25 protein-coding genes, 3 tRNA genes and 1 other RNA gene are annotated in these 23,090 nt (G+C 71.5%); 13 read left to right on the plus strand and 16 right to left on the minus strand.

Annotation, left to right across the window (positions count from 1 at the left end):
* Position 1: 1 nt before the first annotated feature.
* The 3 genes from ABD234_RS01625 to ABD234_RS01635 form a co-directional block, all read right to left on the minus strand.
* Positions 2-1,339: a glutamine synthetase family protein gene (locus tag ABD234_RS01625; RefSeq protein ID WP_038370145.1), complete on the minus strand. Its 1,338-nt coding sequence runs from the start codon at positions 1,337-1,339 to the stop codon at positions 2-4.
* Between the two features lie 210 nt (positions 1,340-1,549).
* A complete protein-coding gene (locus ABD234_RS01630; protein ID WP_038370144.1) occupies positions 1,550-1,957 on the minus strand; it encodes a hypothetical protein in 408 nt (135 codons plus the stop codon).
* A gap of 139 nt (positions 1,958-2,096) precedes the next feature.
* A complete protein-coding gene (locus ABD234_RS01635; RefSeq protein ID WP_344353576.1) occupies positions 2,097-2,669 on the minus strand; it encodes a hypothetical protein in 573 nt (190 codons plus the stop codon).
* Positions 2,670-2,919: 250 nt separating this feature from the next.
* Between ABD234_RS01635 and panB the strand changes: the two genes are divergently transcribed.
* Complete coding sequence (panB, locus tag ABD234_RS01640; RefSeq protein ID WP_269518480.1) at positions 2,920-3,741, plus strand: 3-methyl-2-oxobutanoate hydroxymethyltransferase; 822 nt, start codon at positions 2,920-2,922, stop codon at positions 3,739-3,741.
* Here the strand turns inward: panB and ABD234_RS01645 are convergent, their stop codons facing one another.
* Positions 3,742-3,930, minus strand: a complete 189-nt coding sequence (locus tag ABD234_RS01645) for a hypothetical protein (protein WP_038370142.1) — start codon at positions 3,928-3,930, stop codon at positions 3,742-3,744.
* A 37-nt stretch (positions 3,931-3,967) separates the two neighbouring features.
* Between ABD234_RS01645 and map the strand changes: the two genes are divergently transcribed.
* Together map and ppgK are read left to right on the plus strand one after the other, a co-directional pair.
* Positions 3,968-4,858, plus strand: coding sequence for a type I methionyl aminopeptidase (gene map, locus ABD234_RS01650; RefSeq protein WP_051486387.1), 891 nt, complete (start codon positions 3,968-3,970; stop codon positions 4,856-4,858).
* A gap of 80 nt (positions 4,859-4,938) precedes the next feature.
* Positions 4,939-5,754: a polyphosphate--glucose phosphotransferase gene (gene ppgK / locus ABD234_RS01655; RefSeq protein ID WP_038370141.1), complete on the plus strand. Its 816-nt coding sequence runs from the start codon at positions 4,939-4,941 to the stop codon at positions 5,752-5,754.
* A 72-nt stretch (positions 5,755-5,826) separates the two neighbouring features.
* On the opposite strand, the gene rnpB is transcribed toward ppgK, so the two are convergent.
* Positions 5,827-6,176, minus strand: an RNA gene (gene rnpB, locus ABD234_RS01660) — RNase P RNA component class A.
* Positions 6,177-6,222: 46 nt separating this feature from the next.
* Between rnpB and ABD234_RS01665 the strand changes: the two genes are divergently transcribed.
* Positions 6,223-6,960, plus strand: coding sequence for a YaaA family protein (locus tag ABD234_RS01665; protein WP_038370140.1), 738 nt, complete (start codon positions 6,223-6,225; stop codon positions 6,958-6,960).
* 80 nt (positions 6,961-7,040) lie between these two features.
* On the opposite strand, the gene ABD234_RS01670 is transcribed toward ABD234_RS01665, so the two are convergent.
* The 3 genes from ABD234_RS01670 to ABD234_RS01680 are packed head-to-tail and all read right to left on the minus strand — an operon-like array spanning position 7,041 to position 9,660.
* Positions 7,041-7,940 (minus strand): Nif3-like dinuclear metal center hexameric protein, encoded by a 900-nt coding sequence (locus ABD234_RS01670; protein WP_344353584.1) that lies wholly within the window; start codon positions 7,938-7,940, stop codon positions 7,041-7,043.
* The gene (gene sufU / locus ABD234_RS01675; RefSeq protein ID WP_051486386.1) at positions 7,937-8,398 is read right to left on the minus strand and encodes a Fe-S cluster assembly sulfur transfer protein SufU; all 462 of its coding nucleotides are present in this window, start codon (positions 8,396-8,398) and stop codon (positions 7,937-7,939) included. The genes ABD234_RS01670 and sufU overlap by 4 nt, the downstream gene beginning before the upstream one ends.
* Positions 8,395-9,660 carry an aminotransferase class V-fold PLP-dependent enzyme gene (locus ABD234_RS01680; RefSeq protein ID WP_038370139.1) on the minus strand — a complete coding sequence of 422 codons (1,266 nt, stop codon included), beginning with the start codon at positions 9,658-9,660 and terminating at the stop codon, positions 8,395-8,397. Before ABD234_RS01680 ends, sufU begins: the two co-directional genes overlap by 4 nt.
* Before the next feature lie 157 nt (positions 9,661-9,817).
* On the opposite strand from ABD234_RS01680, the gene ABD234_RS01685 reads away from it, so the two are divergent.
* Complete coding sequence (locus ABD234_RS01685) at positions 9,818-10,078, plus strand: hypothetical protein (protein ID WP_038370138.1); 261 nt, start codon at positions 9,818-9,820, stop codon at positions 10,076-10,078.
* Positions 10,079-10,182: 104 nt separating this feature from the next.
* Positions 10,183-10,255, plus strand: a tRNA-Val gene (locus ABD234_RS01690).
* Positions 10,256-10,351: 96 nt separating this feature from the next.
* Here ABD234_RS01690 and ABD234_RS01695 read toward each other — a convergent pair.
* The gene (locus ABD234_RS01695; protein WP_038370137.1) at positions 10,352-10,771 is read right to left on the minus strand and encodes a DUF3052 domain-containing protein; all 420 of its coding nucleotides are present in this window, start codon (positions 10,769-10,771) and stop codon (positions 10,352-10,354) included.
* 249 nt (positions 10,772-11,020) lie between these two features.
* Here ABD234_RS01695 and aceE point away from each other — a divergent pair, with 249 nt between their 5' ends.
* The 6 genes from aceE to ABD234_RS01725 all read left to right on the plus strand — a co-directional run bounded on the left by aceE (position 11,021) and on the right by ABD234_RS01725 (position 17,982).
* Entirely contained in the window at positions 11,021-13,771 is a 2,751-nt protein-coding gene (gene aceE, locus ABD234_RS01700) for a pyruvate dehydrogenase (acetyl-transferring), homodimeric type (RefSeq protein WP_038370136.1), read from the plus strand.
* Between the two features lie 11 nt (positions 13,772-13,782).
* A complete protein-coding gene (locus ABD234_RS01705; protein WP_232226143.1) occupies positions 13,783-14,199 on the plus strand; it encodes a GntR family transcriptional regulator in 417 nt (138 codons plus the stop codon).
* 72 nt (positions 14,200-14,271) lie between these two features.
* Positions 14,272-15,252, plus strand: a complete 981-nt coding sequence (locus ABD234_RS01710) for an ACP S-malonyltransferase (protein WP_038370135.1) — start codon at positions 14,272-14,274, stop codon at positions 15,250-15,252.
* A 2-nt stretch (positions 15,253-15,254) separates the two neighbouring features.
* Positions 15,255-16,256, plus strand: coding sequence for a beta-ketoacyl-ACP synthase III (locus ABD234_RS01715; RefSeq protein ID WP_051486385.1), 1,002 nt, complete (start codon positions 15,255-15,257; stop codon positions 16,254-16,256).
* 116 nt (positions 16,257-16,372) lie between these two features.
* Positions 16,373-16,621 carry an acyl carrier protein gene (locus ABD234_RS01720; RefSeq protein WP_038370134.1) on the plus strand — a complete coding sequence of 83 codons (249 nt, stop codon included), beginning with the start codon at positions 16,373-16,375 and terminating at the stop codon, positions 16,619-16,621.
* A 119-nt stretch (positions 16,622-16,740) separates the two neighbouring features.
* The gene (locus ABD234_RS01725; RefSeq protein ID WP_038370132.1) at positions 16,741-17,982 is read left to right on the plus strand and encodes a beta-ketoacyl-[acyl-carrier-protein] synthase family protein; all 1,242 of its coding nucleotides are present in this window, start codon (positions 16,741-16,743) and stop codon (positions 17,980-17,982) included.
* Positions 17,983-18,093: 111 nt separating this feature from the next.
* On the opposite strand, the gene ABD234_RS01730 is transcribed toward ABD234_RS01725, so the two are convergent.
* The 5 genes from ABD234_RS01730 to ABD234_RS01750 all read right to left on the minus strand — a co-directional run bounded on the left by ABD234_RS01730 (position 18,094) and on the right by ABD234_RS01750 (position 20,521).
* Positions 18,094-18,585 (minus strand): DUF3145 domain-containing protein, encoded by a 492-nt coding sequence (locus ABD234_RS01730; RefSeq protein ID WP_038370131.1) that lies wholly within the window; start codon positions 18,583-18,585, stop codon positions 18,094-18,096.
* 85 nt (positions 18,586-18,670) lie between these two features.
* Positions 18,671-19,159 (minus strand): peptide deformylase, encoded by a 489-nt coding sequence (locus ABD234_RS01735; RefSeq protein WP_038370129.1) that lies wholly within the window; start codon positions 19,157-19,159, stop codon positions 18,671-18,673.
* On the minus strand, positions 19,156-19,653 hold the full coding sequence (locus ABD234_RS01740) for an OsmC family protein (RefSeq protein ID WP_232226167.1): 498 nt from the start codon (positions 19,651-19,653) through the stop codon (positions 19,156-19,158). Before ABD234_RS01740 ends, ABD234_RS01735 begins: the two co-directional genes overlap by 4 nt.
* Positions 19,654-19,758: 105 nt before the next feature.
* Positions 19,759-19,834, minus strand: a tRNA-Asn gene (locus tag ABD234_RS01745).
* Between the two features lie 93 nt (positions 19,835-19,927).
* Entirely contained in the window at positions 19,928-20,521 is a 594-nt protein-coding gene (locus ABD234_RS01750; protein ID WP_038370127.1) for an isochorismatase family protein, read from the minus strand.
* 178 nt (positions 20,522-20,699) lie between these two features.
* Between ABD234_RS01750 and ABD234_RS01755 the strand changes: the two genes are divergently transcribed.
* Positions 20,700-21,809, plus strand: a complete 1,110-nt coding sequence (locus tag ABD234_RS01755) for a fatty acid desaturase family protein (RefSeq protein ID WP_051486383.1) — start codon at positions 20,700-20,702, stop codon at positions 21,807-21,809.
* Positions 21,810-22,121: 312 nt separating this feature from the next.
* Here ABD234_RS01755 and ABD234_RS01760 read toward each other — a convergent pair whose 3' ends face one another.
* Together ABD234_RS01760 and ABD234_RS01765 are read right to left on the minus strand one after the other, a co-directional pair.
* Entirely contained in the window at positions 22,122-22,325 is a 204-nt protein-coding gene (locus ABD234_RS01760) for a cold-shock protein (protein ID WP_038370126.1), read from the minus strand.
* A 671-nt stretch (positions 22,326-22,996) separates the two neighbouring features.
* Positions 22,997-23,070 (minus strand) — tRNA-Ile (locus ABD234_RS01765).
* Positions 23,071-23,090 lie beyond the last annotated feature (20 nt).

Below are 23,090 nucleotides of genomic sequence, written 5' to 3' on the forward strand. Positions count from 1 at the left end.
CTCAGATCCTGCCGAAGGTGGTCTCGAGCTCCACTCCCGTGACCTGGGAGCGGTAGGTGTGCCACTCGTCGTGCTTGTTGCGCAGGATGTGCTCGAAGACCTGCTCCCCGAGGATCTCGGCCATCAGCTCGGACTCCTCGAAGGCCTCCAGGGCGCGGTACAGGTCGGTGGGCAGCGGGTCGATGCCCAGCGCGCGGCGCTCGCGGTCGGTGAGCTGCCAGACGGTGTCCTCCGCCCCCTCGGGCAGCTCGTACTCCTCCTCGATGCCCTTCATGCCCGCGCCGAGCAGAGCGGCGAAGGCCAGGTACGGGTTGGCGGCGGAGTCCAGGCCCCGGAACTCGACGCGGGAGCTGGTGCCCTTGGTGGGCTTGTGGAAGGGCACGCGCACGAGCGCGGAGCGGTTGTTGTGGCCCCAGCAGATGAAGCTCGGCGCCTCCTGCGCGCCCCACAGCCGCTTGTACGAGTTCACGAACTGGTTGGTGAGCACCGCGTACTCGCTCGCATGGCGCAGCAGCCCGGCGATGAACTGGCGGGCGGTGCGGGAGAGCCCGAACTCCGCGCCCGGTTCATGGAAGACGTTCTTGCCGTTGCTGAACAGCGACAGGTGGGTGTGCATGCCGTTGCCGGGGCGGTCGAACATCGGCTTGGGCATGAAGGAGGCCACCTGCCCCATGGACAGGGCGACCTCCTTGACCACGGTCCGGAAGGTGAGGATGTTGTCGGCGGTGGTCAGCGCGTCCGCATAGCGCAGATCGATCTCGTTCTGCCCGGGGCCGTTCTCGTGGTGGGAGTACTCCACCTGGATGTTCATGGCCTCGAGGTAGGAGATGACCGTGCGGCGGAAGTCCTGCCCGCCGGCGTGGTGGACGTGGTCGAAGTAGCCGGCGTTGTCGATGGGCCGCAGCGGCTGCCCGTCCCGCCACTGCTCCTGGAACAGGTAGAACTCGATCTCCGGGTGCGTGAAGTACTCCAGGCCCTTCGCCTCGGCGCGGTCCATCACGTCCTTGAGCACCCGCCGCGGGTCCGAGGCGGCCGCCTCACCGTCCGGGGTGAGCACGTCGCACATCATGCGGGCGGTGCCGGAGACCTCGCCGCGCCACGGCAGCGTCTGGAAGGTGCCGGGGTCGGGCCGCAGCAGCATGTCGGACTCGTAGGCGCGGGTCAGGCCCTCGATCGTGGACCCGTCGATCCCGATGCCCTCGGTGAACGCGGTCTCGAGGTCCGCCGGGGAGATCGCCACGGATTTGAGCGTCCCGACCACGTCGCAGAACCAGAGGCGGATGAAGCGGACGTCGCGGTCCTGCACGGTGCGGATGACATCGTCGTGGTGGCGTTCCATGGGCACAGTCTGCCTCACCGCCACCTCCCGAGCCCAGGACGCAGAGCCTCCGGACACCGATGACGTGCCATGGCGTTCTCTCGCAGCCCCTGCAGGACATGCACCCCGGATCCGGCCCGAGCGTGGACCGCTCCAGCACGATGCTGAGGGACGGGACCTGTCGGGAGCGCGGGAGGTCCCCCGCCCGCTGGCCGGACCCCTCGGTGGAGATCAGATTCCGTCGTACTGGAGGAGGATCTGCACGGCGAAGATCCTCCTGTCGCCCTCGAGATCCTTCCCTCGTCCGTCGAGGACGAACCGCTCCCACTGCGCACCGTCTCCACCGAAGATCGTCCCCCAGTGCTCAGCTTCAGCACGGGAATCGAACTCCATGTACACCCCGAGATCGGTGGACCACGCTTCGACGCACCCGATCTCCGCGGCGCAGTAGGTGTCCGTGACCTCGAGGGGCGTTCCGAGATTGGGATTGTCGGAGACGAGATCGGCAAGCCGCGGCGAAGAGGTCAGACTTCCACCGGACAGCCATATCCATGCACCGAGCAGACACACCAGGGCCCCCACCGCACCCGCGATCACGAGGTGCGTCCCCCGCCTGGGGCCGATGCTGCTGTCTGCCATGCCGCCTCCTCGTGCTGCGGTGACTGCACCGCGCCGCATCCATGCGCCACGATACCGATGGGAAGAACCCTCCGAACAGAGCGACGGATGGCAGCTCATCGCTGCCATCCGTCGCGCGCGTATTCGGCTGACCCTGAGGTCAGACGGAGAAGTACCACTTGCCGTCGGAGGCCTTCGCCATGTTCACCTTCGAGCCCGACATGTCCAGGGTGATGGTCCCGTCAGGATTCCCGGTGGCGTTGATCATGTCCGTGGTGATCATGCTCGCGACCTCGGGAGTGAAGGTGTCCATCATCCCCGTGCTCTCGAGCTGCGACGTGCAGGTCTCGAGGTTCGCATCGCTCACGGGCTCACCGGTGGACGGGTCCAGCATGAACCCACAGGCCTTCGCCGCGTCCTGCTCGCCCAGGGCTCCGACGAACGCGACGAACTGCTCCTTGGCGGCAGTGAGATCCTCGTCGGTGACCTCGCCCCCGGCGGCCGGGTCCTCGGCGCCCTCCTCGGTGGTCTCCTCGGTCGCCTCCTCCGCAGCCTCCTCGGTGGTCTCCTCGGCAGCGGTGTCCTCGGTGGTCTCCTCGGCAGCGGTCTCCTCGGCGGTGGGCTCGGCCGGGTCCTCGGACCCGCCGCCGCAGGCGGCGAGCGAGAAGGCGAGGGCGACGGAGCCGACGAGCAGCGTCGAGCCGCGACCGGCCCTGCGAACGATGGAATTCATGATGATGGTCCCTTCACGATGTCTCCGGCGGAGCTGACGGTCCGACAATGCTCACATGGCACCGACGGCGGGCGCGATGGGGAGAACTCCCCATCGGGCACGGCCCCGGAACGGGACGTGCGGGTGGGCCGATGGGGCGACTGCTCGCGCCCTCGCCGGAGAGGATACGCTGGTCACCCCATCCCCGTCCTCTCGGCGCGCCCCGCGCGGAGGATCCGGGGAACGGTCCGAGAACCCTCAGGAGCACATCGTGAACAGCAGCGCCGGCGCCTCCGGCCCCGCGAAGATCCGGATCCGCCACCTCCAGGACGCCATGCGCGCAGGACGCCCGTTCTCGATGCTGACCTCCTACGACCAGTACTCCGCGCAGGCCTTCGAGCGCGCGGGCATCGAGGTCCTCCTGGTCGGCGACTCCGCAGGCACCACGGTTCTGGGCCACGACTCCACCGTGCACACCACCCACGAGGACATCCGCGTGTTCACCGCGGCCGTCGCCCGGTCCGTGACGCGCCCGCTGATCGTCGCCGACCTCGCCTTCGGCACCTATCAGGCCGGCCCCTCCGACGCGATCCGGCACGGCGTGGACCTCGTGCGCGCGGGCGCGGAGGCGGTCAAGCTCGAGGGCGGCCACGAGATCGTCCCGCAGGTCACCGCCCTGGTGCAGGCGGGGATCCCGGTGATGGGGCACCTGGGATTCACCCCGCAGTCCGTCAACGCGCTCTCGGGCCATCGGGTCCAGGGCCGCGACCACCAGGCCGCGGACCGCCTCGCCGACGATGCCCTCGCCCTGCAGGAGGCGGGCGCCTTCGCCCTCGTCCTCGAGCTGGTGCCGAGCTCGCTCGCGCAGCGCATCACCGAGGTGCTGTCGATCCCCACCATCGGCATCGGCGCCGGCCCGCACTGCGACGGCCAGGTGCTGGTGTGGCAGGACATGGCCGGGCTCTCCGGCTTCGAGGGGAAGTTCGTGCGCCGCTTCGCGCACCTGCGCGAGGAGCTCGAGCGCGCCGCCCGCGAGTACCGCGGCGCCGTCGAGGGCCGCGAGTACCCCGGGCCGGAGCACTCCTTCGACTGATCAGGAGGGCGAGTCCTCGCCCTCCCAGTCGGCGTCCTCCTCGTCCCAGGCCTTGTTGCGCTCGGCGGCGGTCTCAAGCGCCTTCCGGGCCGCCTCCGCTGTGGGGTACGGACCCATCAGCTCGGTGCCCGGGGACTGGCGCCCCTCCTCGACCTGGCCGGTGGAGACATTGTAGTAGAACTCGGACATGCTGGCCCTCCGTCGTCGCGGTGAGAGACTGGACATCATGACTGTAGAGCAGAAGCCGTGGCTGCGGCCCGAAGGCCGCGCCCCGCTGACCCCCGGAGAGATCGGCCCGGCCCGCAGCGTCCCCGACCGCATCGAGCGGCCCGAGTACGTCGGCAAGGACGAGGCGGTCTCCGACTCCGGTCCCCGCGTCCAGACCCCCGAGATCATCGACCGGGTGCGGGAGGCCTCCCGCATCGCGGCCCTGGGCCTCGCCGCCGCCGGGGAGGCGGCCCGCCCCGGCGTGACCACCGATCAGATCGACGCCGTCGTGCACGAGGTGCTGGTCTCCCACGGCGCCTATCCCTCCACGCTGGGATACCTGGGCTTCCCCAAGTCGTGCTGCACGAGCCTGAACGAGGTGGTCTGCCACGGCATCCCCGATTCCACGGTGATGCAGGAGGGCGACATCCTCAACGTGGACGTCACGGCGTTCCTCGGCGGCGTCCACGGGGACTGCAACGCCACCTTCCGCATCGGCGAGGTCGACCCGCGGGTGGACGCGCTGATCGAGCGCACCGAGGAGGCGATGATGCGCGGGATCCGCGCCGGGAAGCCGGGGCGGCAGGTCAACGTCATCGGCCGCGTGATCGAGAAGTTCGTGGGCCGCTTCGGCTACGAGTCGGTGCGGGACTTCACCGGGCACGGCGTGGCCGAGGGCTTCCACAACGGACTGGTCATCCCCCACTACGACTCCGCGCCGATGTTCGACGACGTGATCGAGCCCGGCATGACCTACACCGTCGAGCCGATGATCACCCTCGGCAGCCAGGCCTGGGAGATGTGGGACGACGGCTGGACGGTCGTCACCCGGGACCGCTCGTTCACCGCCCAGTTCGAGCACACGCTGCTCGTCACGGCCGACGGATACGAGCTCCTCACCGTGGCGTGATCTGAGAGACTGTCCCCCGTCCCCGTCCCGGCGCTCTGCCGGGCCCCTCGCCGGCGCGGGCCGGTCCCTAGGAGCGATCGATGAGCAAGACAGCATTCGGTATCGACATCGGCGGCAGCGGCATCAAGGGCGCCCCCGTGAACCTCTCCCGGGGCGAGCTCGCCGGGGACCGCCTGCGCATCCCCACCCCCCAGCCCTCGCTGCCCGAGGCCGTGGCCGACACGGTCGCGGAGCTGCTGTCGACCTTCGAGATCGAGGACGACATGCCGGTGGGCGTCACCTTCCCGGCGGTCATCCAGCACGGCGTCGCCAAGACCGCCGCCAACGTCCACGACTCGTGGATCGGCACGGACGTGGACGCGCTGCTGACCGAGCGCACCGGCCACGACGTCTTCGTGGTCAACGACGCGGACGCGGCCGGCATCGCCGAGGTCGAGTTCGGCGCGGGGCGCGACGTCCCGGGCGTCGTCCTCGTGACGACCCTGGGCACCGGCGTGGGGACCGCCATGTTCATCGACGGCGAGCTGGTGCCCAACACCGAGCTGGGCCATCTCCTCCTGCACGGGACGGACGCGGAGAAGTACATGGCCGAGTCCGTGCGCGAGCGCGAGGGCCTGGACTGGGAGACCTGGGCGGGACGCCTCCAGGAGTACTACGCGCACCTGGAGTTCCTGTTCTCCCCCGACCTGTTCATCGTCGGCGGCGGCGTGTCCAAGAAGCACAAGCAGTTCCTGCCGCTGCTGGACCTGGAGACCCCGATCGTCCCGGCGGGGCTGCGCAACGAGGCCGGGATCATCGGCGCCGCGGCCCTGGCGCGGGCGGCCGGCAAGAAGAGCGCCAAGGCCCGCAAGAAGGCGAAGAAGGCCGAGCGCGCCGCACAGGAGGCACAGCGCTGAGCCCGTCCCCGGCGGGCCCGGCCCGTGACATGCCGACGGCGGCGCAGGAGATCTCCTGCGCCGCCGTCGTGCGGGGCCAGCCGGCCTGTAAGCCGGGTTCTGTGATCGGCAGTCATCCCTCTCGGATCGCCGTTGCCGACGACCTCCAGCGGTCCACCCGGGAACTCGGGCCGGCACCCTCGGCGTTCCCTGTCTGACCTTGCTCCCGGTGGGGTTTACCATGCCGGTCCCGTCACCGGGACCGCGGTGGTCTCTTACACCACCCTTTCACCCTTACCGGCCCTCGCGGGCCGGCGGTCTGCTCTCTGTGGCACTGTCCCGCGGATCGCTCCGGGTGGGCGTTACCCACCACCGTGCCGGATGGAGCCCGGACTTTCCTCGGCGCCGCCCGAAGGCGACGACGCGACTGCCCGGCCGACTGGCCTGATAGATCCTACCCCTCTGCACCCCTGAGAAAGACCTGCCTGCATGATCATCGTCCTGCCCCCGTCCGAGACCAAGACCCGCCCCGCTGCCGGCCCCGCCCTGGATCTGGACGCGCTGTCCTCCCCGGCCCTGCACCCGCACCGGCGGACCATGGTGCGCGCGGCCCAGCGCACCGCCGCCGGGCGCGAGGGCGCCACGGCCCTGGGCGTCCCGGCCGGCTCCCCCGAGCTCGTGGATCGGATGGCGCGCCTGGTCGAGGAGCCGGCCGCCCCGGCGCTCGAGGTGTACTCCGGCGTCCTCTACGACGCGCTGGGCCCCGCCCGGCCCCGCCGCGCGGGACAGGTGCTCATCACCTCGGCGCTGCTGGGCGTGGTCGACGCGGCGACCGACCGGATCCCCGCCTACCGCCTCTCCGCCTCCTCGGCGCTGTCGCGCCTGGGCCGGGCCGGATCCTGGTGGCGCAAGCACCTCGCCTCCCACGGCGCGGCGCTGGCCGCGCAGGACGAGCTGGTGATCGACTGCCGATCCGGGGCCTACCGCACGATGATGCCGGTGCCCGGCGCGGTGCAGGTCTCCGCGGTGCGCGAGGCGGGCGGCCGGCGCACCGTCATCTCCCACGACGCGAAGCGCTACCGCGGCCTGCTGGCCGGGCTGATGCTGGAGGACGGGGCACGGGCCCGCAGCATCGAGGAGGTCGCCGGTCTGGCCCGGGAGGGGCTGCCGGGCGGGCTCGGCATCGAGATCCAGGGCGACACGCTCGTGGTCGTCGACCGCGCCTGATCCCGCGCTCCTTGTCGGCGGCGGCCGCGACGCGCCGCCGCCGTCTCCGTGCCGCCGCCGTCTCCGTCTCTGCGGGGAGCTCAGCCCGGGACGACGCCCGTCCACGGGTCGGTGCGGCGGGCGGAGATCTCCACCTGGAGCGACCATCCGTTCTCGGCGGCGATCCTCAGCAGCTCCTCGCGCAGCATCGGCAGCCACAGGGACTCGGCCGCCCAGTGCGGGATGTCGATCAGGGCCGGGACCTGCGCCGGGTCGGCGCCGGCCTCGAGATGCTCCAGAGCGGTGTGATGGCGCAGGTCGGAGGTCACGTAGACATCGGCCGGGGTGCTCCGCACCCGTTCGAGCAGCGAGTCCCCGGCGCCCGGGCACAGGGCGACGGTGCGCACCGTGCGCTCCGCATCGCCCGTGAAGCGTGCGCCCTGCACCGTCGCCGGGAGGGCACCGGCGAGGGTCCGGGCGAGCTGCGCCACGGTGGTGGGCTCGGCCAGGGAGCCGAGCAGGCCCAGGCCGATCAGCCCCTCCTCCGGCCCGGCGGGGGCGACCAGCGGCTCCGGGTCCGTCAGGTCGAGGGCGGCCGCGAGGGCCGTCGCGGTCCCGGTCGCGGAGCGGTCGACGTTGGTGTGCCCGCTCCACAGGGCGGTGCCCGAGCGCAGCAGCGTCGTGACCACGGAGCCCTTGCCGGTGCCGGCCGGCAGCAGGCTCGCCCCGCGCAGCAGCAGCGGATGGTGCGTGATCAGCAGGTCGTGCGCGGCGGCCTCCTGCGCGACGGCGACGGTCGGGTCCACGGCCAGCAGCACGCGGGAGACCTTCTCCTCCGCGACGCCGAGCACGAGACCCACCCGGTCCCAGTCCTCGGCGCGGTGCAGGGGGTAGAGGTCCTGCAGGGCCCGCACCAGCGCGCCCAGGCTCGGGGAGGCGGCGGCATCGGCCGCGCGGGAGGAGCGGCGGCGGCCGGCCCCGGCGGCGCCCGCGCGGCTCATCCGGCGCTCCCGTCGAGCGCATCGGCCTCGACGAGCGCGGCCCGATAGGCCTTCCATGCCATGAGCACGCACTTCACACGGCCCGGGAACTTCGCGGCGCCCAGCAGCGCGACCGCGTCGCCGAGGACCTCCGGGTCCCCGGCATCGCGGCCGCGGGAGGACATCGCGGCCTCGAAGGCGACGGTGATCTCCTCGGCCTCGGCGAGGCTGCGGCCGATGAGCAGCTCGCTCATCATCGAGGCGGAGGCCCGCGACATGGCGCAGCCCAACGCCTCGTAGCTGATGTCCTCGACGGCGCCGCCGGGCTGCCGCCGCAGGCGCAGGGTGATCTCGTCGCCGCAGGTCGGGTTCACGTGGTGGACCTCGGCGTGGAACGGCTCGCGCAGCCCGGCGTTCTGGGGGCGCTTGTCGTGCTCGAAGATGATGTCGGTGTAGAGGACATCCAGACCGCTGCTCACGCGAACCTCCCGAAGTAGTCGAGGGCGTAGGAGACGGAGTCGACGAGGGCGTCGACCTCCTCCGCGGTGGTATGGACGGAGAACGTGGCCCGGGTGGTGCCGGGGATCCCGTACCGGCGGTGCAGGGGCCAGGCGCAGTGGTGGCCCACCCGCACCGCGATCCCGCGGGAGTCGAGCACCTGGCCGATGTCATGCGGATGGCGGCCCTCGACGGCGAAGGACACCGCCCCGGTGCGGTCCGGTCCGGGGGCAGGCCCGATGATCCGCACCCCGGGCAGCTCGCGCAGACCCCGCAGCGCGCGGTCGGTGAGGGCGCCGCCGTGCTCGGCCACCGCCTCCATCCCCAGGGCGGAGAGATAGTCGGCGGCCGCGGCGAGGCCGATGGCCTGCGAGATCATCGGGGTGCCGGCCTCGAAGCGGGCCGGCGGCTCGGCATAGGTGGTGCGGTCCATGTGCACGACCTCGATCATCGACCCGCCGGTGAGGAACGGCGGCATCGCCGCGAGGTGCTCGTAGCGGCCCCACAGCACGCCGATCCCCGTCGGTCCGAGCATCTTGTGCCCGGACAGGGCCACGAAGTCCGCGCCGAGCTCGCGCACGTCCAGCGGCATGTGCGGGGCGGACTGGCAGGCGTCCAGCACGGTCAGCGCGCCGACCGCCCGCGCGGCCTCGACGAGCGTCCCGATCGGGTTCACGGTGCCCAGAACGTTGGACTGGTGGGCGAGCGCGAGCACGCGGGTGCGCTCGGTGAGCAGGGAGCCCAGGTCCGTGAGGTCGAGGGTGAAGTCGTCCGTGAGCGGGATCCACCGCAGTCGCGCGCCGGTGCGGCGGGCGAGCTCCTGCCAGGGCACGAGGTTGGCGTGGTGCTCCATCTCGGTCACGAGGATCTCGTCGCCCTCGCGGACCCGCAGATGATCGGGCGTGCTCGCATCGCCGTCGCCCAGGGAGCGGGCCACGAGGTTCAGCGCCTCGGTGGCGTTGCGGGTGAAGACGATCTCCTCCGGGCGCGGGGCGCCGAGGAACTCCCCCATCCGGGCACGGGCACCCTCGTAGGCGTCGGTGGCCTCCTCGGCGAGCTGGTGGGCGCCGCGCTTGACCGCGGCGTTGCTGCGCGTGAGGAAGGCGACCTCCGCGTCGATCACCGGCTGGGGCCGCTGGCTGGTCGCGCCGGCGTCGAGGTACACCAGCGGCTCGCCGCCGGCGAGGGTGCGCTGCAGGATCGGGAAGTCTGCCCGGACGCGCTGGACGTCGAACGAGGTCATGCGGGTGGGCCTCCGTCTGGCGGACGATCGGTCGCCGGCCTCGGGGCCGGCCGGACATCCCAGTATAGGAACGCCGGCCTCTCCTGCGGCTCCCAGGAGGACTGCGGACGGCGTGGGTACAGTGTCGCCGTCGAGCACGAGGAGGAAGGACACCGGAATGGACACGCTGATCCTCTCCCTGTTCGGCCTCTCCGCCGCCGTGGTGCTCGGGGTCTCCGTCGCCCGGATGCTGCGTGCGCGGGCGCAGCGCAGCGACCGCAGCGCCGCCGCGCACGGCACCGGCACCGGCCTGGATCCGCAGCCGCAGCCGCGGTCGGAGCGCGAGATCGAGCGGGACCGCCAGACGGCCCTGGTCTGGCTGTGCGCCCTCGCGGTCGTGGTCGGGATGCTCGTGCTGGCCTACCTGCTCACCCGATGAGACGGGGCTCACCGAGGGTGCTGGACCGTCTTTGCGCTCCCCGCGCCGATCTGTGACCATGTAGCGCCGGAGCGCCTCCCGGACTGTCCGGGACGCCGCGATCGGGGTCGTTAGCTCAGCTGGTAGAGCATCACGTTTACACCGTGCCGGTCGGGGGTTCGAGTCCCTCACGACCCACTGCGCGCCGCGCATGGCGAAGGCCGCCGCATCCCCTCCGGGGTGCGGCGGCCTTCTGCGTGCGCGGGCGGCCCCGCTGCGGGGACGCGCGGGCGCTCAGGCGGTGCGGGTGGCCAGCCGGGTGCCGAGCCAGTCGGTGGCGAGCGACACGGTGCTCATCACGCGCAGGCCCGCGGTGCTCGCGGCCTCGAGCACATCGGCCGGGTCGACGGCGCCGTCGCGGCCGGGCTTGGGGGTGAGCAGCCAGATGGGGCCGCCGGCGACGAGGGTGGTGAGCGCGTCGACGAGGGCGTCGGTGAGATCGCCGTCGTCCTTGCGCCACCACACGATGACGGCGTCGACGATCTCCTGGCAGTCCTCGTACTCGAGCTCGCCGTCGACGAGATCCTCGATGGCGTCGCGGAGCTCGAGGTCCACGTCGTCGTCGTACCCGAACTCCTGCACCAGCTGTCCGGTCGTGAAACCGAGCACCTCCGCAGGTGTGCGGGACGATGTGGCGTCTGCGGACGGTGACAAGAAGAGCTCCTCGAGGTGAGACGACGATGGGTGCGGGCGGGGCCTGAGGTGCTCTGCGAGCACGGACGGGATCCGGCGCGTAGGAATCGTACGACACCGGGGTTCGCTGGGTCACGTCCGGGGCGCGCGGGCTCTGCGCCGACGGTAGTCTTGACCGGGATCGACGCCCGGAGCGCACTGGTGCGACCTCGAATCGCGCTCGTGATGAGATGGCCCACGGCTCCGCTCAAGCACAGAGAGAAGGACAGCGTGACTGCACACGAGACCCCGAGTCCGATCGGCATCAATCTGCCCAGCCATGCGCAGGATCCCGATCCCGAGGAGACCCGGGAATGGCTCGACTCCCTCGACCAGCTCGTCGATGAGCGGGGCGATGAGCGGGCCACGGCGATCGTGCAGAACGTCATCCAGCGCGCGCGCGACAAGAAGCTGCACCTGCCGGACTCGCTGACCACGGACTACGTCAACACGATCGACGTCGAGTCCCAGCCCGAGTACCCCGGGGACCTCGAGCTCGAGAAGGAGATCCGCAACGCCCTGCGATGGAATGCGGCGATGGTCGTGCACCGCGCGCAGCGTCCCGGCGTGGGCGTCGGCGGCCACCTGTCCTCCTACGCCTCGATCTCCACCATGTACGAGGTGGGCTTCAACCACTTCTTCCGCGGCCGCGAGCACCCCGGCGGCGGCGACCACGTCTTCTTCCAGGGCCACGCCTCCCCCGGCATCTATGCCCGGGCCTTCATGCAGGGCCGCCTCTCCCAGGAGGACCTCGACGGCTTCCGCCAGGAGTTCTCCTCGGAGCACGGGATGCCGTCCTACCCGCACCCCCGCGCCATGCCGGACTTCTGGGAGTTCCCGACGGTGTCGATGGGCATCGGCCCGGTCAACGCCATCGAGCAGGCGTCCTTCGACAAGTACCTCCACAACCGCGGCATCAAGGACACCTCCGACCAGCACACCTGGGCGTTCCTCGGCGACGGCGAGATGGACGAGGTCGAGTCCCGCGGCGCGCTGCACATCGCGGCCAAGGAGCACCTGGACAACCTCACCTTCGTCGTCAACTGCAACCTGCAGCGCCTGGACGGGCCCGTCCGCGGCAACGGCAAGATCGTCCAGGAGCTGGAGAGCCAGTTCCGCGGCGCCGGCTGGAACGTCATCAAGGTGATCTGGGGCAGCGGCTGGGATCCGCTGTTCGCGGCCGATTCCGACGGCGCGCTCATCGATCTCATGAACGCCACCCCCGACGGCGACTTCCAGACCTACCGCACCGAGAACGGCGGGTTCATCCGCGACAACTTCTTCGGCCGCGACCCGCGCACCAAGGCCCTCGTCGAGGACATGTCCGACGACGACATCTGGTGGAAGCTCAACCGCGGCGGCCACGACACGAAGAAGATCTACGCCGCCTTCAAGGCCGCGATGGAGCACAAGGGCCAGCCCACCGTGATCCTCGCGCACACCATCAAGGGCTACCGCCTGGGCAAGAACTTCGCGGGCCGCAACGCGACCCACCAGATGAAGAAGTTCACCCCGGAGGACCTCAAGGCCCTCCGCGACACCCTGCAGATCCCGATCTCCGACGAGGTCCTCGAGTCCAGCAGCGTGTACGACGCCCCGTTCTACGTGCCGGACGCCGACTCCCCCGCGATGCGCTACTTCCATGAGCGCCGCAGCGAGCTCGGCGGCCAGGTGCCCTCGCGCTCGCGGGAGCACAAGCCCCTCAACCTCCCCGGCGAGGAGGCCTACAAGGTCGTCAAGAAGGGCTCGGGCAAGCAGGAGATCGCCACCACCATGGCGCTCGTCCGGCTGCTCAAGGACCTCATGCGCGACAAGGAGACCGGCAAGCTCTGGGTGCCGATCATCCCCGACGAGGCGCGGACCTTCGGCATGGACTCGCTGTTCCCGACGGCGAAGATCTACAACCCCGACGGCCAGAACTACATCTCCGTGGACCGCGACCTGCTGCTGGCCTACAAGGAGTCGACCTCCGGCCAGATCAAGCACATGGGCATCAACGAGATCAGCTCGACCTCGGCGTTCACCGCCGCGGGCACCTCGTACGCCACCCACGGCCAGCCGATGATCCCGCTGTACATCTTCTACTCGATGTTCGGCTTCCAGCGCACCGGCGACTTCTTCTGGGCCGCCGGGGACCAGCTGGCCAAGGGCTTCGTCATCGGCGCCACCGCCGGCAAGACGACCCTGGCCGGCGAGGGCCTCCAGCACATGGACGGCCACTCCCCGATCCTCGCGTACACCAACCCCGGGGCCGTGATCTACGACCCGGCGTACGGCTACGAGATCGGCCACATCATGCGCGACGGCCTCCAGCGCATGTACGGCGCGGACGAGAAGCGCCTGCAGGAGGTCTTCTACTACATCACGGTCTACAACGAGCCGATGGTGCAGCCGGCCGAGCCCGAGAACCTGGACGTCGAGGGCCTGCTCAAGGGCATGTACCTCCTCGCCCCCGCCCCCGAGGGCGAGGGCCCCGAGGTGCAGCTGATGGCCTCCGGCGTCGGCGTGCCGTGGGCGCTGCACGCCCAGAAGCTCCTCGCGGAGGACTGGGGCGTGCGCGGCGCGGTGTGGTCGGTGACCTCCTGGACCGAGATGCGCAAGGACGCCCTCGAGGCGGAGAAGGACGCCTTCCTGCACCCCGAGCAGGAGGCCCGCGTCCCCTTCATCTCCGAGCGCCTGCAGGGCGTGGAGGGTCCGTTCATCGCGACCAGCGACTACGACTTCCTGGTCCCGGACCTCATCCGTCCCTGGATCCCCGGGCCCTACGGCGTCCTCGGCGCGGACGGCTGGGGCTTCTCGGACACCCGCCCCGCGGCCCGTCGCCACCTGCACATCGACGCCCACTCGATGGCCGTCAAGGCGCTGCAGATGCTCGCCCGGGACGGACGCGTGGACGCCTCGCTGCCGGCCCAGGCGGTGAAGAAGTACGACCTCCTGAACCCCAACGCGGGCCAGTCCGGCTCCTTCGGAGGGGACTCCTGAGCGCCCTGCCCGTGAGCGAGCAGACCGCCCCGGCCACCGTGACGACCGCCCTGGACGGGCTCGTCGCGGTGGATCGGGGCGTCGCCTCGCCCCCCGTGCGCCAGATCCAGGTGTGCCTGTCCCGCGCCATCCAGGCCGGGACGCTGCCGCCCGGGACCCGGCTGCCCACGGTCCGCGCGCTGGCCGCGGACCTCGGCGTCGCCGTGAACACCGTCGCCAAGGCCTTCCGCCGCCTCGAGGAGGCGGGCCTGGTGATGACCCGCGGCCGCGCCGGCACGGTCGTCTCCCCGCTGGACGACGTGTCCGGCCGCATCGAGTCCGCCGCGCGCGAGTACGCTGTGCTCGCGACCGAGCTGGGCCTCTCGCACGAGGACGCCCTGGCCCAGGTCCACGCCGAGCTGCGCACGCTCTCCGCCGTCGGCGGCTGAGCCTGCACCCCCGGGCGCGGCCCCCGCCGCGCCCTCCCCCGTCCCCCATCACCCGAACCGTGGGAGGTTCCCGTGCTCGCCATCGTCTGTCCCGGCCAGGGCGCCCAGAAGCCCGGCTTCCTCGCTCCGTGGCTGGAGCTCCCGGGCGTCCGGGAATCCCTCGCCGCCTACTCCGAGGCCGCCGGCATCGACCTGATCGCCCACGGCACGCAGTCCGATGCCGACACGATCCGGGACACCGCCGTGGCCCAGCCGCTGCTGGTCGCCGCCGGCGTGATCGCCGCCGATGCCCTCGGCACGCAGTACCGGGCCGGCTCCTTCGCGAGCTCGAGCGCCCCGGCGCTGCTGGCCGGGCACAGCGTCGGCGAGGTCACCGCCAGCGCGCTGGCGGGGGTGCTCTCCCCCGAGGACGCGCTGCGCCTGGTCGCGGTGCGCTCGCGTGCCATGGCCGAGGCCGCGGCCGCGGAGCCCACCTCCATGGCCGCCGTCGTCGGCGGGGTGCGCGAGGAGGTCCTCGCCGCGATCGAGGCGCAGGGGCTGGCCCCGGCGAACCTCAACTCCTCCGGCCAGGTCGTCGCCGCCGGCGCCGCCGCAGCGATCTCCGCCCTGGCCGAGAACGCCCCGGCGCGCGCCCGCGTGATCCCGCTGCAGGTCGCCGGCGCCTTCCACACCCGGTACATGGAGCCGGCCCGCTCGACCCTCGCGGAGTTCGCCCCCTCCCTGTCCCCGGCCGACGCCCGCGAGGACCGCCCGCTGGTCTCCAACGCCGGCGGCGAGGTCCTCACCGACGGCTCCCGCTACCTCGACCTGATCGTCCAGCAGGTCGCCGCCCCCGTGGACTGGGAGGCGTGCATGCGCGTCTTCGCCGAGCGCGGCGTGACGGCGATCCTCGAGGTGAACCCCGCCGGCACGCTCACCGGTCTGGCCAAGCGCGAGCTGAAGGGCACGGCGCTGGCGAACCTCAGCACCCCGGACGACCTCGAGGCCGCCCGGGCGCTCGTCGCCGAGCATGCCGCCGCCGAGGCGTCCTCCGCATCGGACGAGGAGGCCTGAGCATGGCCCCGAGCCTGCGCCCCCGCGCCACCGTCCCCGGCTCCCGCGTCCTCGCCTACGGCGCAGCCCGCGGCGACCTCAGCGTCCCCAACGACGACCTCGTCGGCCCCATCGACTCCTCCGACGAGTGGATCCGCCAGCGCACCGGCATCGTCACCCGCACCCGGGCGAGCGCCGAGGTGGGCGTGAAGGACCTCGCCGAGCAGGCCGGCCGCGAGGCGATCGAGAAGTCCGGGATCGACATCGAGCAGCTCGATGCGATCATCGTCTCCACGATCAGCTTCCCGTACGCGACGCCGTCGCTGGCGACCCTGCTGGCCGGGAAGCTGGGCCGGCCCGACCTCATCGCCTACGACATCTCCGCCGCCTGCGCGGGGTTCTGCTACGGCATCGGCCAGGCCGATGCCCTGATCCGCTCGGGCAGCGCGCGCCACGTCCTCGTCATCGGCGCGGAGAAGCTCTCCGACTTCGTCTCCCCCACCGACCGGTCGATCTCCTTCCTGCTGGGCGACGGCGCCGGCGCCGCGGTGGTGGGCGCAAGTGACGAGCCCCTCATCGGGCCCACCGTCTGGGGCAGCGGCAGCGAGAACTGGGACACGATCCGGATGACGGGGTCCCTCATCGACTACCGCGACGGGAAGACCCCCTGGCCCACCCTCGAGCAGGACGGCCGCACCGTCTTCCGGTGGGCCGTCTGGCACACCGCCCAGAAGATCCGCGAGGCGCTCGAGCAGTCCGGCCTCACCACCGAGGACATCGACGTGTTCGTCCCCCACCAGGCGAACATGCGCATCATCGACGAGCTGGTCAAACAGCTGAAGCTGCCGGACTCGGTCGTCGTCGGCCGGGACATCGCCGAGACGGGGAACACCTCCGCGGCGTCGATCCCGCTGGCCACCCATCGCCTGCTCGAGGAGGGCTCCGCCAGAAGCGGCGACGTCCTCGTGCAGTTCGGCTTCGGAGCCGGCCTGGCCTACGCGGGCCAGGTGGTGATCCTGCCCTGACCGACAGGGCGCAGATCACCTCCCGTTCCCACGACGCGCGGCGCGGAGCCCTTCCCCGCCCGCCGTCGCGGGTACTCTTTCCTTGCCAACACAGTCCACAGAAATAAGGAGACCCCATGGCACACACGGAAGACGAGATCCTCGCCGGACTCGCTGAGATCGTCAACGAGGAGACCGGTGTCGCCACGGAGGACGTCCTCCTGGAGAAGTCCTTCACCGATGACCTCGACATCGACTCCATCTCCATGATGACCATCGTCGTCAACGCGGAGGAGAAGTTCGAGGTGCGCATCCCCGACGAAGAGGTCAAGAACCTCGCCACCGTCGGCGACGCCGTCAAGTACATCGCGGGCGCGCAGGCCTGAACCCGGCAGCGCCCGGGGCACCCCAGCGGGTGCATCCCGGGCGCTCCCTGCATTCCCCCGCTGTTCCTGCGCAGCGACCGCCCGCCCATCCCGCCACACCGTCGACCCGGAGGTCCTCGATGTCCGCTTCCACCACCCGTGTCGCCGTCACCGGCCTCGGGACCGTCAATCCGCTCGGCGCCGATGTGGCGTCGACCTGGGACGCCGCCCTCGCCGGCACGTCGACGGCCCGCACGCTCGACAACGACTGGAAGGAGCGGTACGGCCTCTCCGTCGACTTCGCCTGCTCCGTCTCCCTGGACCCCTTCGACGTGCTCTCCCGCCCCGAGGCGAAGAAGCTCGACCCCAGCGGCCAGTTCGCCATGATCGCGGCCCGGGAGGCCTGGGCCGACGCCGGCACCCCGGAGATGGACCCGACCCGCCTCGGTGTGGTCGTGGGCACCGGGATCGGCGGGGTCTGGACGATCCTGGACCAGTGGGACGTGGTCAAGGAGCGCGGCGCACGCCGCGTGAACCCCTTCACCGTGCCCATGCTGATGGCCAACTCCTCGGCCGCGCACATCGAGCTGGACCTGGGCGCGCAGGCGGGCGCGCACACCCCCGTCTCGGCCTGCGCCTCGGGCGCCGAGGCCGTCGCGGGCGCGCTGGACATGATCCGCAGCGGCCGCGCCGACGTCGTGGTCGCCGGCGGCACCGAGTCCTGCATCCATCCGCTGCCGCTGGCCGGCTTCGCGAACATCCGCGCGCTGTCCACCCGCACGGACGATCCGGAGCACGCCTCCCGGCCCTACGACAAGGACCGCGACGGCTTCGTCCTCGGCGAGGGCGCGGCGATCCTGGTCCTCGAGTCGGAGGAGCACGCCAAGGCCCGCGGTGCGCGCATCTACGGGTACGTCGCCGGCCGCGGCATGGCCTCGGACGCCCACCACATCTCCGCCCCCTCGGTGGACGGCCAGTCTCGCGCGATCCGCGAGGCGGTGCAGGACGCGGGCGTCTCCGCGATCGACGTCGCGCACGTCAACGCCCACGGCACCTCGACCCCGCTGGGGGACATCGGCGAGCTGAACGCCGTGGTCAAGGCCCTCGACGGGACGACGGACCAGGCCGTGGTGTCCTCGACCAAGTCGATGACCGGCCATCTGCTCGGCGGCGCCGGCGCGCTCGAGACCGTGTTCTCGGTGCTCGCCGCCCACCACCGGGTGGCCCCGCCCAGCATCAACATCGAGAACCTGGACCCCGATGTGCCGATGCGCATCGCGGCCAATGCGCCGCAGAACCTGCCCGCCGGGGACTTCGCCGTGCTCAACAACGCCTTCGGCTTCGGCGGCCATGACGTGGCCGTGGTGGTCACGACCGCCTGAGCGGCCCGGCCGCAGCGCCGTGCAGGACGGGGCGCCCACCGCATCGGTGGGCGCCCCGTCCTCGTCTGCTCCCGGAGACGGCCGGCATCGCCGCGGTCGTGGGCGGACCGGTCAGCTCACGCGGGTCAGCCAGCGCATCGGCACGCCCTCGCCGGCGTGGCGGTAGATCTCGAGGTCCTCGTCCCACGGCTCGCCGAGCGCGATGCCGAGCTCGCGCACCAGGGCGCGCGGATCCCCCTCGGCGCGGTCGATGCAGCCGCGCACGCGATCCTCGGTGAGCACGGTGTTGCCCGCGCGGTCGGTCGCTGCGTGATGGATGCCCAGCTCCGGGGTGCAGCTCCAGCGGGCGCCGTCGGAGACGGGGGTGGCCTCCTGGACCACCTCGAAGCGGACCTCGTCCATGCCGCGCAGGGCGCTCACCAGGCGCGCGCCGGTGTCGCCGCCGCCGCGCCAGCCGAGCTCGGCGCGCACCAGGCTGCGGCCCACCGGCTGATCCTCCCAGCGGATCTTCGCGGGCACGCCGAGAACTCCGCTGGCGGCCCATTCGATATGCGGTGCCAGGGCGCGCGGCGCGGAGTGGATGAACAGCACACCGTGAGTCATCGCGTTCCTTCCGGTTTCCGATCACGTCTTCCCCAACGGAACGGTTCCCTCGGAACGAGGCGAGCACGGTGCGTGCCCGCCCAGACTAGAGCTTCTCGCGGATATCTCGCAACGCGCGCTTGCGCACCGTGCGCTCGAGCCCGTCGATGTAGAGCTCTCCGTCCAGGTGGCCGACCTCGTGCTCGATGAGCCGGGCGACGATCCCCTCGCCCGCGATCTCGACCTCGCGGCCCTCCAGATCGGTGCCGACGCAGCGGGCGAAGGCGGCCCGGGTGCGCGGGTACCACAGCCCCGGCACGGACAGGCAGCCCTCCTCGCCGTCCTGCGTCTCCTCGGAGACCTCGACGATGCGGGGGTTGAGGATGTACCCCAGGCCGATCTCCTCGATGTTGTAGGAGAACGCCCGCAGCGACACGCCGATCTGGTTCGCGGCGAGACCGGCCCGGCCGTCCTCGTCCACGGTCTCGAGGAGGTCCGCCACGAGGGTGCGCACGCCGTCGGTGATGCGGGTGATCGGGTCGCACGCGGTGCGCAGGACGGGATCGCCGACGACTCGGATGTCGCGGTAGGTCATGCCGGGGTCTCCTCGGACGGATCGGTCTCGGTGACGGGTGCGGGCGGGGCGGGCTCCGCGCCCAGGACGGTGTGGTGGACGGCGACCCCGGGCTCCACGGTGCGCTGCACGGTGCAGCCCGCGTCGATGGCGCGGCCGATCACCGTCACCAGGCGCGCCAGGCCCGCGTCGTCCAGGCCCTCCAGGTCCAGCTGGATCTGCTCGCCGATCTCGGCGTAGCGATCCGTCTCCGGGTCCGCCACCCCGTGGGCCCACAGCCGGGCGGCGAAGTCGGGGCCCAGGCGGCGGCCGATGGCGAAGTCGGCGCTCATCCCGGCGCAGCCGATCAGGGCGAGCTTGAGCAGCTCCCCCGGGTTGATCTGGCCCTCGCCGGAGCCGATGGGGATCTCGACGCCGCGGCGATTGCGGCCGACGTAGCTGCGCTCGGCCACGCGGTCGGCCCAGACGGACCCGTCGCCGAAGGCCTCGGGCAGCTCGAACCGGTCATCCGGCATGGTGGTCACGCGGGGATCCTCCTGCGGCAGGGATCGGACGGAGCGGAGCGACGGTGGGAGCAAACAGGTCAGCCCCGGACGGATCCGGGGCTGACCTGGGGGCAATGGCTCCCGCGACTGGACTTGAACCAGTAACCGTTCGATTAACAGTCGAATGCTCTGCCGATTGAGCTACGCGGGATCAACGAGAAGAACTCTACCAGGGGCGGGGCGCCCGGCGCACATCCACAGCGCCCTGACCGGGGGTTTATGACCGATGCCACGTCGGCACCGATCAGACGATCAGCGCCCCGGCCTCGCGCAGCTCCTGGATGGTCGACTGGCCGCGGCCGGGGTCGACCGCGGCCACCTGGTCGGACAGCAGCCGCACCGAGAACCCGGCGGAGACGGCGTCCAGGGCCGTGGCCCGCACGCAGTGGTCCGTGGCGATCCCGCACACGTCCACCGCCGTGATGCCCCGCCCGTGCAGCAGCTCGGCCAGCGGGGTCCCGGAGGCGTCGTGCCCCTCGAAGCCGGAATAGGCGGCCTCGTGCTCGCCCTTGGTGATGCGCACCAGCCTCTCCGGGGGGACGGTGCGCAGGGCCGCGGAGATGATCGGGTTCAGCTCCGCCCCGGGAGATCCGGCGCGGCAGTGCACCGGCCAGGAGGCGAGGTAGTCGGGGTGCTCGGACCAGTGCGAGCCCGGATCGACGTGCCAGTCCTGCGTCGTGACGATCAGGGGGTACTCCTGGAGCAGGCGGCCCTCGCCCTGGGCCTGCGCGAGCATCTCTGCGGTGCGCCGGAATGCCGCGGTGGCCCCGTCGACGCCGAGCGCACCCCCTTCGGTGAAGTCGAGCTGCGCATCGACGATCAGAAGGGCGGTGACCATGGTTCGCTCCGTTGTCGAGGTTCCGGGGGTCGTCCCATGGTAGTCGCGCGGGCGCGGCAGGGGTGTTCTCGTGGATCGCGCACGCGTCTCCCAGCCGCGGCCCGTACCGTAGGAGGAGTTGGGGAGCCCCTCGGCGAACCCGGCGCGGTCCACGCGTCACCTCGACCCGAGGAGTCCCATGACCGCTACCGTCCTTCCCGCTCCCGCGTCCGGCGCTCCCGCGCACGCCCCCGTGGACGCGGGATCGTTCCCTCCCCAGCTGCGTGCCTTCATGGAGGTCTCGAACCTCGTGAAGGCCGAGGGCCTCCTGCGCCGTGCGCGCTGGTACTACATCCTGCTCGGGGCGGTCCTCGCGCTGGTCAGCGCCGCCTGCGTCGCGGCCTTCGTGCTGCTCGGCGACAGCTGGCTCCAGCTCATCGTGGCCGGGGTCTCCGGCCTGGTCCTCACCCAGGTCGCCTTCGTCGCCCATGAGGCCGGCCACCGCCAGGTCCTGGCCGGCGGGAAGTCCAACACGCTGCTGGCGCGGGTGCTGGCGGGGATGATCGGCCTCAGCTACAGCTGGTGGGAGACCAAGCACACCCGCCACCACGGCAACCCCAACCGCGTCGACAAGGACCCCGACATCGCCGTGGACGTGATCGCGTTCACGGCCGATGACGCCGCCGCCTCCCGCGGGCTCAGCCGGTGGATCACCAAGCGGCAGGGCTGGCTGTTCTTCCCCCTGCTGCTCCTCGAGGGCCTGAACCTCTACCTGCACAGCTTCAAGCACCTCTTCGGGGCCAGGCAGACCACCCATCGCGCCCTCGAGCTCGCCCTCGTGCTCGGGCGCTTCGCGCTGATCGCCGTCCCGGTCTTCCTCATGCTGCCGCTCGGCATGGCCTTCGCGTTCCTCGGCGTGCAGATCGCCGTGTTCGGCTTCTCGATGGGCGCCTCGTTCGCGCCGAACCACACGGGCATGCCCCTCGTCGCGCGGGACGCCCGCCTGGACTTCTTCTCCAAGCAGGTGCGCACCTCGCGCAACATCCGCGGCGGCTGGTGGGCGACCGCCATCTTCGGCGGCCTCAACTACCAGATCGAGCACCACCTGTTCCCCTCGATGCCGCGCCCCCACCTCGCGCGCGCCCGGGAGATCGTCCGCGAGCAGTGCGAGCGTCTGCACGTGCCCTACACCGAGGAGTCCGTCTACGGCTCGTACGTCTCGGTGATCCGCTACCTGAACACGGTCGGGATCGCCGCCCGCGATCCCTTCGAGTGTCCGCTGATGGCGCAGTACCGCAACCGGGCCTGACCCGCGGGCGGCACGACCGACGACGGGGCGGCCTCCGTCCCGTCGTCCCTCGTCGCCGGGCCCCCGTCGTCTTTCGGCTCCGGGCCCCCGTCGTCTTTCGGCTCCGGGGCCCGTCGTCTTTCGGCGCCGGGTCCCGTCGTCCCTCGTTCCCCGCCCCGTTGTCCGTCGTCCGTCGCCGCCGGGATCGCCGGCGCCCCGGACGCAGGAACGCCCGCCGAGCGATCGGCGGGCGTTCCTGGTGCGTACGGGGGCAGCCCCGGACGCGGGAACGCCCGCCGGAGATCCGGCGGGCGTTCCTGGGTGCTCCGAGGCTCAGATGGCCTGGATGTTCACCGCGGCCATGCCGCGGTCGGTGCGCTCGACCTCGAAGGAGACCTTCTGGTTCTCCTCCAGGTTGCGGAAACCGGAGCCGGCGATGTTGCTGAAGTGAGCGAAGACGTCGGGGGTGCCGTCATCGGGAGCGATGAAGCCGAAGCCCTTGTCGGAGTTGAACCACTTCACGGTGCCAGTAGTCATGGGGTGCTTCTTTCTACTATGTGTTCGGCCGAGGGCTCGGCCAGAGAGTGCGGTCGCGCGGGCCTCGACGAGGCATGCTTCGCAGAGGCGAAGCGTGTCGTGGTGGAGGAGTCGCGTTTCCGCTGGGGACTCTCGAGGATGGCGCGGGCTCCCGCGAGGGAATCCGCGCTTCCGTGGTTCTCGCCCATCGACCCGAAGACACAGAAGATCCCGCTGTCCGAAACGATGTGGCCAGCATATTCGCCCGAGGTCGTCGCGACGAGCACGTCATCCGCGGCGTGACGCCAGTGGAGAGGACGCGAGGGGTCGCGATGAGTGAGGGAAGCTGCCGGTGATGCCAGTGCTGAGATGAAAACCAAATCCTAGAGACGCGCACGGGAGCATGGACGCCCCGTGCATGTGCGAAGCGGCATCTCTGCCGCCAGCCGATGGCTGCCACCCAGGAGTGCTTCGCACGGACGCCCGCAGCCTGCGCCGCGGACATGTCCTACGCTACACGACTCCGGCCCCCGCGTCGCGCACACAGTGACCGGAGGCACCGCGCGTTGCCGAACCGTTGCACAGCGGATGTCCGCCGTGGTCTCCGGCGCGTCGCCGGGCAGGCGTCCGCCCGGGCCGGCGCCGCCGCCTGCGCCGGGGCGGCGCCCGAGCGCAGGTCACGGCATCGCAGGTAGGCCTGGTGGGGCTTGAACCCACGACCGACGGATTATGAGTCCGGTGCTCTGACCGACTGAGCTACAGGCCCGCGCACCCGGCGGGGCCGGG

This window comes from Brachybacterium phenoliresistens (genome assembly GCF_039530785.1).
Classification (GTDB): Bacteria; Actinomycetota; Actinomycetes; order Actinomycetales; family Dermabacteraceae; genus Brachybacterium; species Brachybacterium phenoliresistens.

Bases quoted from the DNA above. Each gene is read 5' to 3' on its own strand.
- ABD234_RS01625 (WP_038370145.1), bottom strand. From the start codon at position 1,339: ATGGAACGCCACCACGACGATGTCATCCGCACCGTGCAGGACCGCGAC.
- ABD234_RS01630 (WP_038370144.1), bottom strand. From the start codon at position 1,957: ATGGCAGACAGCAGCATCGGCCCCAGGCGGGGGACGCACCTCGTGATC.
- ABD234_RS01635 (WP_344353576.1), bottom strand. From the start codon at position 2,669: ATGAATTCCATCGTTCGCAGGGCCGGTCGCGGCTCGACGCTGCTCGTC.
- ABD234_RS01645 (WP_038370142.1), bottom strand. From the start codon at position 3,930: ATGTCCGAGTTCTACTACAATGTCTCCACCGGCCAGGTCGAGGAGGGG.
- map (WP_051486387.1), top strand. From the start codon at position 3,968: ATGACTGTAGAGCAGAAGCCGTGGCTGCGGCCCGAAGGCCGCGCCCCG.
- ppgK (WP_038370141.1), top strand. From the start codon at position 4,939: ATGAGCAAGACAGCATTCGGTATCGACATCGGCGGCAGCGGCATCAAG.
- ABD234_RS01665 (WP_038370140.1), top strand. From the start codon at position 6,223: ATGATCATCGTCCTGCCCCCGTCCGAGACCAAGACCCGCCCCGCTGCC.
- ABD234_RS01670 (WP_344353584.1), bottom strand. From the start codon at position 7,940: ATGAGCCGCGCGGGCGCCGCCGGGGCCGGCCGCCGCCGCTCCTCCCGC.
- ABD234_RS01680 (WP_038370139.1), bottom strand. From the start codon at position 9,660: ATGACCTCGTTCGACGTCCAGCGCGTCCGGGCAGACTTCCCGATCCTG.
- ABD234_RS01685 (WP_038370138.1), top strand. From the start codon at position 9,818: ATGGACACGCTGATCCTCTCCCTGTTCGGCCTCTCCGCCGCCGTGGTG.
- ABD234_RS01715 (WP_051486385.1), top strand. From the start codon at position 15,255: ATGGCCCCGAGCCTGCGCCCCCGCGCCACCGTCCCCGGCTCCCGCGTC.
- ABD234_RS01720 (WP_038370134.1), top strand. From the start codon at position 16,373: ATGGCACACACGGAAGACGAGATCCTCGCCGGACTCGCTGAGATCGTC.
- ABD234_RS01725 (WP_038370132.1), top strand. From the start codon at position 16,741: ATGTCCGCTTCCACCACCCGTGTCGCCGTCACCGGCCTCGGGACCGTC.
- ABD234_RS01730 (WP_038370131.1), bottom strand. From the start codon at position 18,585: ATGACTCACGGTGTGCTGTTCATCCACTCCGCGCCGCGCGCCCTGGCA.
- ABD234_RS01735 (WP_038370129.1), bottom strand. From the start codon at position 19,159: ATGACCTACCGCGACATCCGAGTCGTCGGCGATCCCGTCCTGCGCACC.
- ABD234_RS01740 (WP_232226167.1), bottom strand. From the start codon at position 19,653: ATGCCGGATGACCGGTTCGAGCTGCCCGAGGCCTTCGGCGACGGGTCC.
- ABD234_RS01750 (WP_038370127.1), bottom strand. From the start codon at position 20,521: ATGGTCACCGCCCTTCTGATCGTCGATGCGCAGCTCGACTTCACCGAA.
- ABD234_RS01755 (WP_051486383.1), top strand. From the start codon at position 20,700: ATGACCGCTACCGTCCTTCCCGCTCCCGCGTCCGGCGCTCCCGCGCAC.
- ABD234_RS01760 (WP_038370126.1), bottom strand. From the start codon at position 22,325: ATGACTACTGGCACCGTGAAGTGGTTCAACTCCGACAAGGGCTTCGGC.